Origin of the sequence: Corynebacterium sp. HMSC08F01 (genome assembly GCF_001807545.1) — a bacterium.
GTDB lineage: Bacteria > Actinomycetota > Actinomycetes > Mycobacteriales > Mycobacteriaceae > Corynebacterium > Corynebacterium coyleae.
In genome coordinates, this window is the sequence record NZ_KV789323.1 from 85,060 (window position 1) to 100,738 (window position 15,679).

Below are 15,679 nucleotides of genomic sequence, written 5' to 3' on the forward strand. Positions count from 1 at the left end.
GTAAATCAGTGACCCTCGCCACTCCACGCCTCAAAGAGTTGTGCATATCTCCCACCGGCAGCAAGCAGCTCGGCATGGGTGCCGTCTTCGATAATGCGTCCTGCTTCCATCACCAGGATGCGATCAGCGGTTGCAGCTTGATCGAGGCGATGCGCGACAACCAACGCCGTCGTGCCTTCAGTAATCCTTGCAGCAGCATCTTCGAGCGTGTTTGTGGCATCACTGCCCGCCTCTGCTGTCGCTTCGTCCAGGATGAGGATCTTCGGACCTGCCAACGCCACACGCGCGAGCGCGACCTGTTGCTTCACCTCGGGTGGGAGGTCATCTGCGCCTGCTCCCACAGCGGTGTCGAGCCCATTGGGGAAGAGTCGGGCAAACTGCGTGCTGTTCGGATCCAACCCGACACTGGCGAGCGCCTTGAGCAAAACAGTGTCGTCACTTCCCGGAGCAGCCATAGACAGGTCTTCGCGCAGCGTGCCCGCGAAGATATGCACGTCCTGGGTGAGCAGGGTGACGTTCTTCGCAGTCCAGACGTCGCTGACTTGGGAGGTATCTACCCCACCAACTCGGATGCTCCCCGAAGTCGGCTCCACTAAGCCTGCGATAAGCGCTGCCAGCGTGGATTTGCCCGCGCCAGACGTGCCGACGAGCGCCGTCATCGTGCCCGCTGCGAGCGTCACCGAGAGGTCCTCAAGAACGTTAGCTCCGCCGGGGTAGGCAAAGGACACGTGGTTGATCTCAACGTCTTCAGGCACATCGAGGTCATCAGGTACCACGGTGGCCGCTCGGCCGTCCGCCAGTTTGGCCAAACTCACCGCGCGCCCAACAGACGTGGCGGCGCTTTGGAGCTCTCCGATGAAAAACAGCGCATTAAACACGACGACCTCAGCACGGATCACCATGAACACAGCAGCGCTGGCCTCCCCAGGTGTCACAGCGCCTGTAGACACCAACCAGGCACCCACACCAAGAGTGAGCAGCACCCATGCTGCGAAGGCGAACTGTCCGATGCCCATGAGACGAATGAACCAGGGCACACGATCCATCGTCGCCTCCACCGCACCCCAGGAGGTGCGACGCATGCGCCCAAGCGCCCAACGTTCTAGTCCGAACGCGCGAAGCGTCGGCAGGCCACGCACCGTATCAAGCAGCACTGCGTTTCTACGAGCCTCCGCCACACTCACTGCGTTCGACGCAGCAGGGATTGCACGCACAACGGCTCGCGCGAACGGGTACGTGCAGATACCGACTATGACGAGGATGAGGGCAAAGCGGACGTCGATAAGCAAAAGCCCGAGAAAGGTAATCGGAAACACGAAGGCTGTGGTGAGGACCCTGGATCCGATCGCGGTGATCGTTTGCACCACATCATCGATGTCCTTCGTCATGCGCGTAATCACGTTGCCGGTGCCCAACTCCATCACCCGCGGCACAGGCGCGCGCAAGATAGCGTCGAGGCAACGACGGCGCAGATCGATGGACGCACGGGCGACCTTCTGGCCCACCACATAGTTGCCCAGACCACGGAGGGACAGCTCGATCAGCATGCACAACATTGCCAATGCGATGGCCCAAATAAAAGCACTGCTGCCAGAGCCGAGCCCGGGTATCGAGCCACCGATCAACGGGTCAACGCTGCGCCCAAACAGGTTCGACTGTGTCGTGTTCACAGCAACGATCACAGCCTGGATACTCAACAGCATTACCCACCACCGACGATCCAGTGCGTTCGGCAGTTCCGCAAGGTACGCGAAGGTCTCCTTCACCCCAGCGGGGGCAACGGCATCGACGCGCTCGTATTCACGCTTCATTTACTGCACCTCCAATGCGTTACCTGCAGAGCGCCACGCGGCATTTCCAGTGATCACTATGGTTGTTTTGTCCGCGCGTAGCGTCTTAACCGCCGCAACGACGTCAGCTTGGGTGACAGAGTCCAGCCCTGTTGTTGGATCGTCCAAAATGAGCACGTTCGGATCCGCTGCGAGTGCGCGTGCAAGTGCCACACGTTGCCGCTGCCCGCCCGACAAATTCAGCCCCGCCTCCCCCAGCGGCGCATCAGGCAATTCACCGTTCTCTCGGACACCTCCGAGGCGACGCAGAATGTCCTGACAATGCGCCGCAGCGAGCGCCTGCTTGACGACGACTGCCGGCAAATCACCGCGCGGATTCACGTTATCCGCGATCGTGCCCTCAAATACGTTGACGGTGTGCGGTGGGAACAGCACCCCCTCACGCTCCGCCCATGCCTCAACGACCGCAAACGATCGCTCATCCGGAGCGAGGATCCACAGCCCTGGACCGGGGATCGCGTTGGAGGTTGGCTGCGGCTCAGACACCTTTTCGGCTGCATGGTGCAACTCCACGATGCGCTTGCCACTGGCAACCGCCCTGCCCCACCCACTAGCTAGGTCACCGAAGGCAAATCCCGCCATATTCAGCGCAGGCGGCACTAGCAGCGCAACCGATGTCATCTGCCCAGGCGTGATCTCTCCGCGAAGCGTCAACCAGGCAGCAAGTGCCACGATCGCCAGATTGCACAGCCAAGCCACCACAAGACGAACAAAGCCCAGCCCGACTTCAACCTTCAGGTGCTTCAAGATCAATGTCCTGGCGTTGGCCGTCTCAACTGCAAAACGTTGTGCAACAGATGCACCCGCGCCAAGGCCCTTCACAGCACGAATGCCTTGAGAGACATCCGTGGCCAAGCCCGCGACATCCGCTTCCGCAGCGCGACGCTTCAACGAGATCCGTGTCACTGGTCCTGCGGTCCACGCCGCAAAAAGCCCAATGATCATCGCGCTAACCGGAATGGCAAGTGCCACCCACGGGGACACAGACCACATCGCCACCACTGCACCCGCGGCATAACCGATCGCCATAAGCGGAAACGACAGCAGTTCGCGGTACCGTCCGACCGTGCTTGCGTCTGCATCGATCGTGTTGAGCACCGTACCCGGGCTCATCGCGCCTGCACCATCGCGCAGCACTCCGGAGGATAAGTGTAACCGGGCGTTGTGGGTAACCCGGCCCACCGACGCTGCCGCAAGGCCGTCGCCGGTTGCCTCACCGATGAACGACAAAACAAAAATGCCCACCAGTACCGCAAACAGCCACCACGCGTTAAACGTTTCTTCGCCAAGGAGACCGTCCACGATCATGCCGACCACCACCGGCACGAACGCTGCGATACCGGAGCCAAAAAGGTAGCTCAGAATATGCAGCGCGAGCACACCCGGATACGCGGAAACCATGTCCCGAACGACCCGGTTACCTTCCTCCCATCGCGCCGGGTGGAGCCGGGCGGGGTCATGAGCAGGCGGAACTTGTGGGACGAACCAGCGGTACGTCAGCATTCTGCGCGGTGGAGCTATCACCCCGCAAAATTTAGCAGAATCTGCGCGTTATGCTGGCGATTTGGTACCTGCAAGAACCGACCCTATAGTAGTGCAGGTGCCCAGCCGAGAGGCTGAACAAACACCCTAGCCCGGGTGGCGGAATGGCAGACGCGCTAGCTTGAGGTGCTAGTGTCCTATTAACGGACGTGGGGGTTCAAGTCCCCCTCCGGGCACAGATAAGTCCCGCTCAGCAGTCAATAGAACTGCGGAGCGGGACATTTATATTTACAGACATGGTCGAGGAGTGCGTATGCCCAAGATATCGGGTTCCGCCCGCAACAAGCTCGTACTCGCAGTGCTTATCGTCGTGTTCATAGCGGGCTGGGTGTTTCTCGACGTCCCACCACTCTCCACACTTCGCACCTGGGCTGACACACTCGGCCCCTGGTTCCCAGTAGCGTTCTGGCTGCTCTATATCTTGATTACCCAATTCCCTATCCCGCGCACCGTGATGACCGTCTCTGCCGGCATTCTTTTCGGTTCGGTACAAGGGATCCTGATCGCGATTACCGCGACGACAGTCAGCGCAGTTATCTCACTGTTGATCGTGCGCACTCTGCTGCGGGATTGGGTAGAAGCGCGACTGACACATCCTGCTGTTGAGCAGATCAACCGGCGCCTCGAAGAACGCGGCTGGCTCGCGATTTTCAGCCTGCGCCTCATTGCAGCCGTTCCATTTTCCGTCCTCAACTACGCAGCAGCGCTCACGCGCGTTCCGGTGTTGCCGTTTGCCATCGCAACGTTTGCGGGTTCACTTCCAGGAACCGTGTTGGTCACTATCTTTGGCGACACCCTCACGGGTGAGGCAAACCCTGTGGTCATCGCAGTGATGGCTGTATTGGCAGTGATTGGCCTTAGCGGGTTGATTCTCGACGCACGACTTCCGGCGCGTAAGTAAAGGCTCACGGGTAGACCCGCGTAGTATTGGCAGCCATGATTGCCGTGCATGCGAAATACAGGGGCCGCGAAAAAGGGCGTGCTGCCGTCGTCGAGCGTTCCGCGGAGGCGCTTGGCACTCTCCCAGGCATCAGCCCGTTTGAAGTGCTCGGTGTTGAAGATATCCGCACCCTGGTGGATGACGCTGAGGCTTCGTTAAACCTGATCATGGCGCTGCTCTCCGACGGCAACTGGGCCATCGGCCTAGGGGTCGCTGCAAGCAACAGCGATGCATTGAAAGCTGCCTCAAAGGCGGTTGGGGTGAAAGCGGGCCAGGTGCGTGTGGTCGTCGACAAGCAAGGCGCAACTACTGAGGCTGCGGATATCGCTGCCGCATTCGCCCTGCTAGCCCACGTGCTGCACAAGCGGACATTCGAGGGACGAGAAGCGACCTCGCTCGTGCGCCGCGGGCTGAATCAGAATGAAGCAGCAGCCGAGCTCGGCATATCCAAGCAGGCAATCAGCCAGAGGCTCCAGGCAGCGGGATGGCCAGCCGAACAAGCCGGCTGGCAACTGGCCCTCAACCTGATTACTCGGGCTGCTGATCTGGCTGATTAAGCGGGTTCGACACCTGGTCATTGAACCCGAAATCGGTCGGCTTGTTCGCAGGGGCACTGATCTCTCGCAACCCCGAGTCGCTGGAAGCCGTGCCAGCGGTAGGTTGGGTCGGATCTGGATCGTCTACGTGTTTGTTCGCCACCGCGCGGGCCTCTGCAAGCGCCTTGGCTAGCTCCGGGTCGGTCGAGGTGTCGAACCAACGCTCCGGATTGCCCTCATCGGCCATCTCAAGATCGCGCTCGTCAACCTGCGCCGCCTCGTAGCGGAACACTCCGTCGTCGTCCTTGTTGGCAAACGCCTTGGCAAACTGCTGCAACGAATCGCCGAACTGGGACGGAATCATCCACATCGTGGCCGCCTCGTTGTTGGCAATCTTCGGCAACTGGTCCAGGTACTGGTATGCCAGGAGTTCCGGCGTCACTCCAGAGGACTTAATCGCGGCGTTCACCTTTTGGATCGCACGCGCCTCACCCTGCGCAGCGAGGTACTTCGCGGCACGCTCACCTTCGGCGCGCAGCATCATTGCTTGACGCTCAGCCTCAGCGGCGAGAATCGCTGCGTGCTTCTCACCCTCGGCAGAAAGAATGCGAGCCTGCTTTTCACCCTCAGCGGTTTTGATGTCGGACTCGCGCTTACCTTCAGCGGTGAGGATCATCGCGCGCTTTTCGCGGTCCGCCTTCATCTGCATCTCCATGGACTGCTGAATCGACGGTGGCGGATCAATCGCCTTGAGCTCCACGCGGCTAATGCGCAGGCCCCACTTTGCGGTCGCAGCATCTAGCTCACCGCGCAGGCGGCGGTTAATGGTTTCGCGAGAGGTCAGCGTCTCCTCAAGCGTCATGCCACCAACGACGTCACGCAGCGTTGCCGTCGAAATCTGCTCCACACCGACGAGGTAGTTGTCCACGCCGTAGATGGCCTTCGCAGGCTCGTTGATCTGGAACGTCACCACCGTGTCAATCGCCACGGTCAGGTTGTCCTGGGTAATTACTGCCTGGGGCGGGAACGACACCACGCGCTCACGCGTGTCTACGCGCGCACGGATGCGGTCGATATACGGCACCAGGAACGTCAACCCACCGGACGCAGTGCGCGTGTAGCGTCCCAGACGCTCAATAACCGCAGCTTCTCCCTGCGGAATCAGTTTGATCGACGCTGTAAGCAGCGCGATAAACAGAATAAGTATGACGGCGAAGGTAACTAACCCACCCATTTAGGACTCCTTCCAAACGACGGCTACGGGTCCGTCGATATCGTAAACGGTCACGTGGGAACCTGCAGGAATAGTTTTTGCCGGATCCAGGGCGCGTGCCGACCACAGGCTGCCGTCGAAACGCACTTGCCCACCCCCGGGGCCGATGTCCTCGACAACCTCTGCACGACTTCCGACGAGCGCGCGTGGCGTCTCATCGAGCACCAGCGGCTTATCCATCCGCTTGCGCAGACGTGGCCTTAGGAAGAACCAGAACAGCAACGAGGAAGCGATAAACACCGCGACTTCAGCTGCAAGTGGAACGTCGAATAAGGCGACCCCCGATGTTGTCAACGCACCCGCAGCGAGCATGAGCAGCGTCAATTCGCCCACGCCAAGCTCGAGTAGCGCGAAACCTGCCGCGACAATAAACCAAATCAATGCTCCCACGGCGCAAATCTTACATGTGTGTGAGATCTTCCTTCGTGAGCTCGGGATTAGTGACGAAGTCCACCAGTCTCTCAACTGCACCGATAAGTGTTGAATCCAAGTCGCGGAAAGTGCGCACGGACGATGAAACGCGGCGCCAGCCTTCCTTTGGATCAGACCAACCCAAGCGACGGCACACGCCCGTCTTCCAGTCTTCGCCGTACGGAACCTCCGGCCAGGCGGCGATGCCGACGCTCTTCGGTTTCACCGCAGCCCAGATATCGATGTAGGGGTGCCCCGTCACCAACACATGAGGTCCTACATTTTCGACGAGCCGAGCCTCCTTAGTCCCCCTAATGAGGTGATCGGCGAGCACACCGACGCGACGGTCCGGTCCAGGCTGGAACTCGTCGAGACGCATCTGCAGGTTGTCTAGCCCTTCCAGATACTCGACGACAACCCCCTCAACACGCAGGTCGTGCCCCCACACCTGCTCAACGATCGCAGCATCGTGGATGCCCTCCACCCAGATGCGTGACGGCATTGCAACCTTCGCCTGCACGTTAGCAACCTTGCGTGAGCCCGAGTTGGAGCGCTTTGGTTCGTCGTTACGCGGTGCAACATATCGGGTGAGGGTGACACGCTGCCCTTCGACCATGAATGCCCCCGGCAGCATTTTGAACAGCCGCTGGGTTCCATAGCGGTCCTCCAGGCGGACGAAGTCGCCGTCGTAGGTTCGCTCGAATCCAACCACTGCGCCGACAAAGTCGTTGCCGACGATCTCCACGATGATGCCTGGCTCTGCAGGCATCTCTGGATACGTTGGCCTCCTCTTGCGCGCGTGGCCTTGAAAAATATCTCCGCTATACCGGCTATCTCCCATAGTGGCTCCGTATTCTATCCCCCTAGCTAGACTCAACTGGATGCACACGCGCGCTCAGGTCTACTCGCCTCTCCAAAACACTGCAGTCTGGCTTGCCGCCTGGCTGTACAACGTCGAGTCCACGGACGACACCCTCGACGCGTTAACAGACCTTGGCGGCACCCACACCTATTGCGACGCCCCCATGGTGCAATTGCTTAGCGACGTCCGCGCCGCCGCCGACCTTGAGTCTCCGGATCCAGTTATCCGCTTGATTCTGTGGGGGCCAGGACAGGCACCGCGCCTCCGAGCTGGATCCCCCGCAATGGACGCCCTCTCCCAGGCTGGTGCGTTGGTTGTCCGGGGAGATGGGATCAGCCACATCCTTGTCCCCGACTACTCGGGGGCGGAAGTGCGCTGGCGTTGGTTTGAAGAAACTGAGCGGCTGCCGGAACCGGATTGGCTAACTCCGGGTGAGGCAGATCAACTGCTGTCGCGCGCAACCGATGAAGCCGCCGTTTTGATTGAGGCGGCTGGTGGCACCTCGAAGGAATTGCCAAATCCCCGGCTTACCGTCGGCACACTCGCTGATTTCTACGACACCCCCGGGCTGCCGGCCGGGGTGACTGCGCGAGCGGCAAAGCTTTTTGCCAGGGCTGACCGTGTTGCCGCGACGATCGAGACGGTAACGGAGCGACTCGACGACCACTCCTTCGACCCCCACCTGTTTGCACTGTGGCGGCACGTCCGCACCGCCCGCATGGCGGGGGTCGCAGACGCAGTGATCGATTACCGGCGCGAATATCTAGCGAATTAGTTTGCGCTACCCGGTCGGCCCGGGTGCTTCAACGGCTCGCAGCAATGCGGCTTGCACGGCGCGCCGTTGACGGTACACCCCTGAACAGTAACATTAGACAAGGTTTCAGGCTTGTCACCATCAGCGATAGCTTGCGCGATATCGACGACCATGCCAGCGAAATCGGGCTCGAGCCCCACCGTCGCAACGCGATCTAGCGTGATGTTGCGTGCCTCGCAGGCCTGTCGCAGCTCGGTGTCGAGGTCCCAGATCACCTCCATGTGGTCGGTGATGAAGCCGAGTGGCACACAGATCAAGTGCGTAAAGGTGCTGTCTTGATCATGGAGCTCCTCGGTGCGATCTACGATGTCCGGCTCCAACCACGGCGTTGCCGGATTGCCGGAGCGAGACTGCCAGACAACCTCGTACTCTTCGACGCCGGCCTCTGCAGCGACCAGCCGGGCCGCCTCATGCACCTGCCGTGAGTACAGGTTGGCATCCTCCGGGCCACCTGAGACATTATCCGCAGCATTCGGAACACTGTGAGCAGTGAACAGTACTTTTGCACCAGCCGGCGCTGCATCGACGGCGCTACGCAACACGTTCGCCATAAGCCGCACGAACGTCGGGTGGGCGTAGAACTGCCAAAGCTTCGTGTACTCAAGCTGCGGCGTCACTTCGCGGATCCTCTGGATGTCTTCGTCGTACTGTCGGCAGGCCGAGTACCCACCCCATGCCGAGGTCGCGAACACCAGCACGCGCTTATGCCCGTCAGCCTCCAGCTGCTTCGCAGTATCTTCCGCAAAGGGGTGCCAGTTCCGGTTGCCGAAGTACACCGGAAGTTCAATCCCCCGAGCCTCCAACTGCTTTTCGATGTTGCTAATCAGCACTCGGTTCTGTTCATTGATCGGGCTAACACCACCGAAGTGGAAGTAGTGTTCCCCTACCTTGGCGAGCCGCTCACGCGGAATCCCGCGGCCACGGGTGACATTCTCTAGAAAAGGAATAACCTCGTCCTTTCCTTCGGGTCCACCGAAGGAAAGGACGAGGAGTGCGTCGTAGTCGTTGAGAGCCATAGCCTTGAGCCTAGACTGTGGCCCCGAAAAATTAGAGCAGGCGGACCGCGTTCGGCGCCATGCCGGACCAACGGACCGGAGAAATCTGCACGTTCATGCCAGACTGCGGTGCCTCGATCATGGTGCCGTCGCCGAGGTAGATGGCAACGTGCTGGTTGCCGCCCGGACCCCAGAACAGCAAGTCGCCGCGCTGCGCTTCGCTCGCCGGCACATGCGTGCCGCGCTGGTACTGGTAGCCCGTGTAGTGGGGCAATGCAATGCCAGCGCCGGCGAATGCGTAAAGCACGAGGCCAGAGCAGTCGAAGCCAGCTTGGCCGCCACCTTCCAAGCCCGTGGTTGGACCGTTTGCATCGCCACCGCCCCAGACATACGGCGTGCCGATCATCGACTGAGCGCGTGCGATAACCGTCTCAACCTGAGAGGCGTCGGATACGGCCGCAGAGGCAGCACGAGCCTTCTCAGTAAGATCTGCCGCAGTCTGCACCTGCGGCAATACGTCAGCCACGGTGCCTGAGGTGTTATCGACATTGCCCAAGGCACCAGTGAGCCCTTCTGCGAACGCAGTCACAAGTTGGCCTGCGTCACCGCTATTCACTGCATCAGAGAAGGAGCCGTGGTTCGCAGCAACGCCGCCAACCAGGGCTACGCCGACGGCGATGGCACCAGCCTTCGCGATAGCGTCGTCGTCAAGCTGTGGCAAGCCTGCTGCCGAAGAAAGCGCAGCAACCTGGGACACGTCGTCGGACGTCGTATCTGAAGAAGAAGTCTGGGCGACAACACGCACGGCATCCACGATGGCCTCACGGCTCGGCTCGCCGGCTTCAGGGGAGGTACCAGAGATGCGCTCCCGAACACGGTCCACGACCTCTTCTGGGACCTCATAGGTGGCATCGCCGCGCGAAATGGTCAGGGTTGAAGCGTACGGGCTGGCCACAGGGCCCTCCGTTGTCTCATCGGATGCTTCCTGCTGCTCAGGCGCGCGCTGCTCCTGGAGATCAGATTGCGCTGCTTCAAGCTCGCGTTGCGCGGCGTCGCGCTCAGCCGTGCTTGCCTCGAGCGCTGCGCGGTTGTCGTCGAGAAGCTGACGCGCTTGCGCCTCCGCAGCCTCGGCTTCTTGAGCAGCCGAGTCGGCAAGCTCACGCGTCTGACGCAGCGTCGACTCTTCGTTCGCCGCCTCTGCACGGGCCTGCTCCGCTTCCTGCAGCTTCGCACGCTTTTCTTCAGAACGCTGGCGCAGGAACAGCGAGCGATCCAGCACGTCGCGCTGCGTGTCCTTACCGCTAATCGACGTGAGCACATCGCTTGTCGACGCCCCGCGATACTGGGAACGGCTTAACTCATCAAGCTCGGTGCGCAGCCTTTCGACGCGAGCCTGAGCCTCGTCCAGTCGACGCTTAGCTTCCTCTTCGCCGAGGCGGGCCTGCTGGGCCTTTGCATGAGCGTCGTGCAAATCGACGAGCGACTGGTTAACCGCCTCTTGCAGTTCGCCGAGGTTCAAGTTTCGGGCGTCCACGTCCGCTTGAGCGCGGGTGACTGCGGAAACGAGTTCGCTGACGGTAGACGTCGAGCTCTGACCAGAGGCAGCCGGGCTGACGAGGCCCACCGCCAACGACACGGTAACGACACACGCGGCAGTACCGAACACATTACGTGCACGTCCAAACCGGGTGCCCCTTAGTGGATTTGCCACGAAGGTGCTCCTTCACGCCACACGCGCATACCGTGGCAGGCCCGCAGGTGATCAAGAAACCTGCAGGCGCGCCAAGGCACACATAAACCCTGACTAGGGGTAAGAACGTGCGGCCTCGATGTTGACTACTAACGCGGCAGCGCGAAGAAGTAGCCACCACAAGAATCCGTGGCGCTTCAACAATGTTTCAGGATCTCGGCGTGCTTCCCCACAAGCCCGATCCATCAGTCGAACGCTTGACTAGAGCGCTCAATGAAGCTTCACGCGAAACGTGTGACAACTATCGACCCGCGAGCCGATAGGAGCACCATACGTCAAGCCAACCGACTTGTATCCCTTTCGTTACATAAAGTTGATCAAGTCAAGTCTTGTCACATGATTCACACGCGCCTCACCTGCATGTATTGACACGCTTATTTGATGTGTGAGTTTGCTCACATCCAAGGTTACCGAACCGTTACTTATACGTTTTGACGTGGGAAAATGGCGAAAAAAGAGCCGCGGAGCAGGTACCCTTTAGCAACCCGAGATACTCCTAACATGAACTCCGTCAAGTCCTGCAACTTGTCTAGCGTGACGGCTTTGGGCGCCGCGCAGCGATCGCGAGGAGGGCAAACGCGACTAGCACCACCCCAACAACTACCGGCCACATTGGAGAGAAGGAACTCGCCTCCCCTGTAAACGCTTTCAGCCCTTCGACATAATCCGCATGCGACATCATCGCGAGCTCCCCTGTCTCTATTTGCGCACGACTCAACTCTTCGCTTACCCCCACTGCGGTGTGGGGTGTGCGGATCAGCACCGTTGAATATTCCGTAGCGTTTGCAATGTCCTGGGCAAGATCTCGGAGCTGGGCAACCTTTTCTGGAGTGCGCTCTAAAACGACTACTGCGGCAGGGTCAATCGAATCCGAATGCGGCGAGCTCAGCACGCCTTCAATGCCATTTCGCAGGTCATCGTTTACCGGATTCTCCGTACCAAAAGCCACGGCAGAGGTTTCAAGCTGGCCGATTAGCTCGTCCAATGTCGTCTCCGGCTCCACGATTACTCCTTCATGCCAAACTGCTGGGCCGATTCTAATCTGAGTGATTTTGCTGTAGTCGATAAGCAAAATATGAAAACATAACGAACGTACTGTTATCATCAGTACGGATCTATGGCGGGTCGCTTAGTATGGGACTTGACCATAGGGTCATCATCCCTGTTTTTGATTACGACGAGGAATGGAGCTCACCGTGGCAGAAAGCAAGAATTCCTTCGGTGCCAAGAAGACGCTCGAGGTTGGCGGTAAGTCTTACGACTACTTCGCTCTCGATGCTGTTGAAGGCATGGAGAAACTCCCCTACTCCCTTAAGGTGTTGGGCGAGAACCTCCTGCGCACCGAGGACGGCAAGAACGTCACCGAAGACCACATCAAGGCCATTGCAAACTGGGACCCGTCGGCAGAGCCGAGCGTTGAGATCCAGTTCACCCCAGCACGTGTGCTGATGCAGGACTTCACGGGCGTGCCGTGTGTCGTCGACCTTGCCACCATGCGTGAGGCCGTATCGTCGCTCGGCGGCAACCCGGATCAGGTCAACCCCCTGAACCCGGCAGAGATGGTTATTGACCACTCTGTGATCATCGAGGCCTTTGGTTCCACCGACGCCATCGAGAAGAACGTAGAGATTGAGTACCAGCGCAACGAGGAGCGCTACCAGTTCCTGCGCTGGGGTGCAGAGAACTTCTCTAACTTCCGCGTTGTCCCACCGGGAACCGGCATCGTCCACCAGGTCAACATCGAGTACCTCTCCCGCGTTGTCTTTGACAACGACGGCGTTGCATACCCGGACACCTGCATTGGTACCGACTCCCACACCACCATGGAAAACGGCCTGGGCATCCTTGGCTGGGGCGTCGGCGGTATCGAGGCTGAGGCAGCGATGCTTGGCCAGCCGGTCTCCATGCTCATCCCGCGCGTTGTCGGCTTCAAGCTCACCGGCGAGATTCCGACCGGCGTGACCGCAACCGACGTGGTGCTGACCATCACCGAGATGCTGCGTGAGCACGGCGTGGTCCAGAAGTTCGTCGAGTTCTACGGCAACGGTGTCAAGCAGATCCCGCTGGCAAACCGCGCCACCATCGGCAACATGTCCCCAGAGTTCGGCTCCACCTGCGCGATCTTCCCGATCGACGAGGAGACCATCAACTACCTGCACCTGACCGGTCGTAACCAGGAGGACATCGACCGCGTCGAGGCATACGCCAAGGCACAGGGCATGTGGCTTGAGCAGGACGCTGCGGAAGCTGAGTACTCCGAGTACCTCGAGCTCGACCTCTCCACCGTCAAGCCGTCTATCGCTGGCCCGAAGCGCCCGCAGGACCGGATCCTGCTCGCGGAGTCCAAGGAGACCTTCCGCAAGCAGCTGCCGGACTACAACACCGCTGGCGAGGGCACGTCCGAGCCGGTTCGTGCAGCAAAGGTCGACAGCGTCTCCTACAACGAGTCTTGGCCGGCAAACGGCGAGTCCGCTGCTGTGGGTGCTGAGGGCCGCGCTTCCAAGCCGGTCATCGTCGAGTCCCCGCAGGGTGGCGAGTACACCCTCGACCACGGCTTCGTCGCAATTGCTGCAGTCACCTCCTGCACCAACACCTCCAACCCGTCCGTCATGGTTGGCGCTGCCCTGCTCGCACGCAAGGCTGCTGAGAAGGGCCTGAAGGCTAAGCCGTGGGTCAAGACCATCATGGCTCCGGGCTCCCAGGTTGTCGACGGCTACTACGAGCGCGCAGACCTCTGGAAGGACCTCGAGGCTGTTGGCTTCTACCTGTCCGGCTTCGGCTGCGCATCCTGCATCGGCAACTCTGGCCCGCTGCCGGCTGAGGTCTCCGAGGCTGTCAACGAGTTTGACCTCACCGCAACCGCAGTGCTTTCCGGCAACCGCAACTTCGAGGGTCGTATCTCCCCGGACGTGAAGATGAACTACCTCGCGTCCCCGCTCTTGGTCATTGCATACGCAATCGCCGGCACCATGGACTTCGACTTCGAAACCCAGCCGCTCGGCCAGGACGCAGACGGCAACGACGTCTTTCTCAAGGACGTCTGGCCGTCCACCGAGGAGATCGAAGAGACCATCGCTGGCACCATCTCCCGTGAGATGTACGAGGCTGACTACGCCGACGTCTTCAAGGGCGACGCACAGTGGCAGGGTCTCGACATCCCGACCGGCAAGACCTTCGAGTGGAACGAAGACTCCACCTACATCCGCAAGGCACCGTACTTTGACGGCATGCCGGAGGAGCCGGAGGATGTCAAGGACATCGAGGGTGCTCGCGTTCTGGCGAAGCTGGGCGACTCGGTCACCACGGACCACATCTCCCCTGCTTCCTCCATTAAGCCGGGCACCCCGGCTGCGAACTACCTCGATTCCCACGGTGTTGAGCGCCAGGACTACAACTCCTTCGGCTCCCGTCGTGGCAACCACGAGGTCATGGTTCGCGGTACCTTCGCAAACATCCGTCTGCGCAACCAGCTGGTTGATGAGCAGGGTGGATTCACCCGCGACTTCACCCAGGAGGGTGCACCGCAGGCATACATCTACGATGCTGCGATGAACTACGCCGAGAAGAACATTCCGCTCGTCGTCCTTGCTGGTAAGGAATACGGCACCGGTTCTTCCCGTGACTGGGCTGCTAAGGGCACCAACCTGCTTGGTGTGAAGGCAGTTATCGCCGAGTCCTTTGAGCGCATCCACCGTTCCAACCTGATCGGTATGGGTGTTCTGCCGCTGCAGTTCCCGGAGGGCCAGTCCCACGAGTCCCTCGGCCTCGACGGCACCGAGACCTTCACCCTGTCCGGTATCACCGACTTCAACAAGGGTGACATCCCGGCAACGGTTCACGTCAAGGCTGAGAAGGACGGCGCTGACGCTGTCGAGTTCGACGCTGTTGTCCGCGTGGACACCCCAGGTGAGGCTGAGTACTACCGCCACGGCGGCATTCTGCAGTACGTGCTTCGCCAGATGGTCAAGAGCTAGTCAGCTCTCCTGACGCCATCGCCGCGAAGGGGCCACCGCACTACGCGGGGCCCCTTCCGCATTTTTACCCCCTAATCCTTTGTTTCCGCACTCCGCTAGTCTTCGACCACTTTTGACCTAGAACTACGCCAAGGAGCACTGACATGCCTATCGTGAGCGAGGCCGAGCTCGCACGCCGCCGTAGCGAGATTATCGATACCGCACGCAAATGCTTCGCCCATTACGGCTACGAGGGCGCCACTGTTGCACGGCTCGAGGAAGCCACCGGTAAAACCCGAGGCGCGATCTTCCATCACTTCGGAGACAAGGAATCACTGTTCCTTGCTATTGCGAAAGCGGACGCGGAGCGCCAGGCACAAGTGGTCAGTGAGCAGGGTTTGGTTGAGGTCATGCGTGGGATGCTCCACGACACTGAAGCAAACGATTGGTTCACCACCCGTGCGGAAATCCTGCGGAGACTGCGAACTGACCCGAAGTTCGAAGCACGCTGGCGGGAACATCAAGAGGTGCTCGACCAGGCGGTGCGCACGCGCTTGGAATCGAACAAGCATATGCGCGACGACGTCCCCGTGGAGGTAGTGCAGACCTACCTGGAGACTGTTCTCGAAGGGTTTATCACCAAACTCGCTGCCGGTGAGCCTGTGGAACGCCTCGAATCGATGCTTGACATCGTGGAGCAAGCCGTTCGGCACCCAATGAATCAGGACTAGACCGAGCGGTATAGAGTAGCCG

At 60.2% G+C, this 15,679-nt stretch carries 13 protein-coding genes and 1 tRNA gene; 6 read left to right on the forward strand and 8 right to left on the reverse strand.

Features of this window, described 5'->3' with window-relative positions; all coding sequences use genetic code 11:
• Positions 1-5: 5 nt before the first annotated feature.
• Both HMPREF3171_RS09795 and HMPREF3171_RS09800 read right to left on the reverse strand, forming a co-directional pair.
• Complete coding sequence (locus HMPREF3171_RS09795) at positions 6-1,811, reverse strand: ABC transporter ATP-binding protein (protein ID WP_070484801.1); 1,806 nt, start codon at positions 1,809-1,811, stop codon at positions 6-8.
• On the reverse strand, positions 1,812-3,251 hold the full coding sequence (locus tag HMPREF3171_RS09800; RefSeq protein WP_371326011.1) for an ABC transporter transmembrane domain-containing protein: 1,440 nt from the start codon (positions 3,249-3,251) through the stop codon (positions 1,812-1,814).
• 231 nt (positions 3,252-3,482) lie between these two features.
• On the opposite strand from HMPREF3171_RS09800, the gene HMPREF3171_RS09805 reads away from it, so the two are divergent.
• From HMPREF3171_RS09805 to HMPREF3171_RS09815, 3 genes are all read left to right on the forward strand, one after another.
• Positions 3,483-3,568: transfer RNA gene (locus HMPREF3171_RS09805), tRNA-Leu, on the forward strand.
• 77 nt (positions 3,569-3,645) lie between these two features.
• Positions 3,646-4,293 carry a TVP38/TMEM64 family protein gene (locus HMPREF3171_RS09810; protein WP_070484803.1) on the forward strand — a complete coding sequence of 216 codons (648 nt, stop codon included), beginning with the start codon at positions 3,646-3,648 and terminating at the stop codon, positions 4,291-4,293.
• Between the two features lie 35 nt (positions 4,294-4,328).
• Positions 4,329-4,889 (forward strand): MarR family transcriptional regulator, encoded by a 561-nt coding sequence (locus tag HMPREF3171_RS09815; RefSeq protein ID WP_070423156.1) that lies wholly within the window; start codon positions 4,329-4,331, stop codon positions 4,887-4,889.
• Here the strand turns inward: HMPREF3171_RS09815 and HMPREF3171_RS09820 are convergent.
• From HMPREF3171_RS09820 to HMPREF3171_RS09830, 3 genes are read right to left on the reverse strand one after another with little or no spacing between them, the layout of a single operon-like run.
• Positions 4,861-6,102: an SPFH domain-containing protein gene (locus tag HMPREF3171_RS09820; RefSeq protein WP_083279524.1), complete on the reverse strand. Its 1,242-nt coding sequence runs from the start codon at positions 6,100-6,102 to the stop codon at positions 4,861-4,863. The two genes, HMPREF3171_RS09815 and HMPREF3171_RS09820, sit on opposite strands and share 29 nt — an antisense overlap.
• Positions 6,103-6,531, reverse strand: coding sequence for an NfeD family protein (locus tag HMPREF3171_RS09825; protein ID WP_070423155.1), 429 nt, complete (start codon positions 6,529-6,531; stop codon positions 6,103-6,105).
• 10 nt (positions 6,532-6,541) lie between these two features.
• A complete protein-coding gene (locus HMPREF3171_RS09830) occupies positions 6,542-7,393 on the reverse strand; it encodes a DUF3097 domain-containing protein (RefSeq protein WP_070423154.1) in 852 nt (283 codons plus the stop codon).
• A gap of 40 nt (positions 7,394-7,433) precedes the next feature.
• Between HMPREF3171_RS09830 and HMPREF3171_RS09835 the strand changes: the two genes are divergently transcribed.
• The gene (locus HMPREF3171_RS09835) at positions 7,434-8,189 is read left to right on the forward strand and encodes a hypothetical protein (protein ID WP_070484804.1); all 756 of its coding nucleotides are present in this window, start codon (positions 7,434-7,436) and stop codon (positions 8,187-8,189) included.
• Here the strand turns inward: HMPREF3171_RS09835 and HMPREF3171_RS09840 are convergent.
• The 3 genes from HMPREF3171_RS09840 to HMPREF3171_RS09850 all read right to left on the reverse strand — a co-directional run bounded on the left by HMPREF3171_RS09840 (position 8,186) and on the right by HMPREF3171_RS09850 (position 11,976).
• On the reverse strand, positions 8,186-9,244 hold the full coding sequence (locus tag HMPREF3171_RS09840) for a ferrochelatase (RefSeq protein ID WP_070484805.1): 1,059 nt from the start codon (positions 9,242-9,244) through the stop codon (positions 8,186-8,188). The two genes, HMPREF3171_RS09835 and HMPREF3171_RS09840, sit on opposite strands and share 4 nt — an antisense overlap.
• Before the next feature lie 31 nt (positions 9,245-9,275).
• Positions 9,276-10,934, reverse strand: coding sequence for a DIP1281 family NlpC/P60 protein (locus HMPREF3171_RS09845; RefSeq protein WP_070484806.1), 1,659 nt, complete (start codon positions 10,932-10,934; stop codon positions 9,276-9,278).
• 568 nt (positions 10,935-11,502) lie between these two features.
• Entirely contained in the window at positions 11,503-11,976 is a 474-nt protein-coding gene (locus HMPREF3171_RS09850) for an Rv1476 family membrane protein (RefSeq protein WP_083279523.1), read from the reverse strand.
• Positions 11,977-12,169: 193 nt separating this feature from the next.
• Here HMPREF3171_RS09850 and acnA point away from each other — a divergent pair, with 193 nt between their 5' ends.
• Both acnA and HMPREF3171_RS09860 read left to right on the forward strand, forming a co-directional pair.
• On the forward strand, positions 12,170-14,947 hold the full coding sequence (gene acnA, locus HMPREF3171_RS09855; protein WP_208856595.1) for an aconitate hydratase AcnA: 2,778 nt from the start codon (positions 12,170-12,172) through the stop codon (positions 14,945-14,947).
• A gap of 143 nt (positions 14,948-15,090) precedes the next feature.
• A complete protein-coding gene (locus HMPREF3171_RS09860; RefSeq protein WP_070423150.1) occupies positions 15,091-15,657 on the forward strand; it encodes a TetR/AcrR family transcriptional regulator in 567 nt (188 codons plus the stop codon).
• Positions 15,658-15,679: the final 22 nt, after the last annotated feature.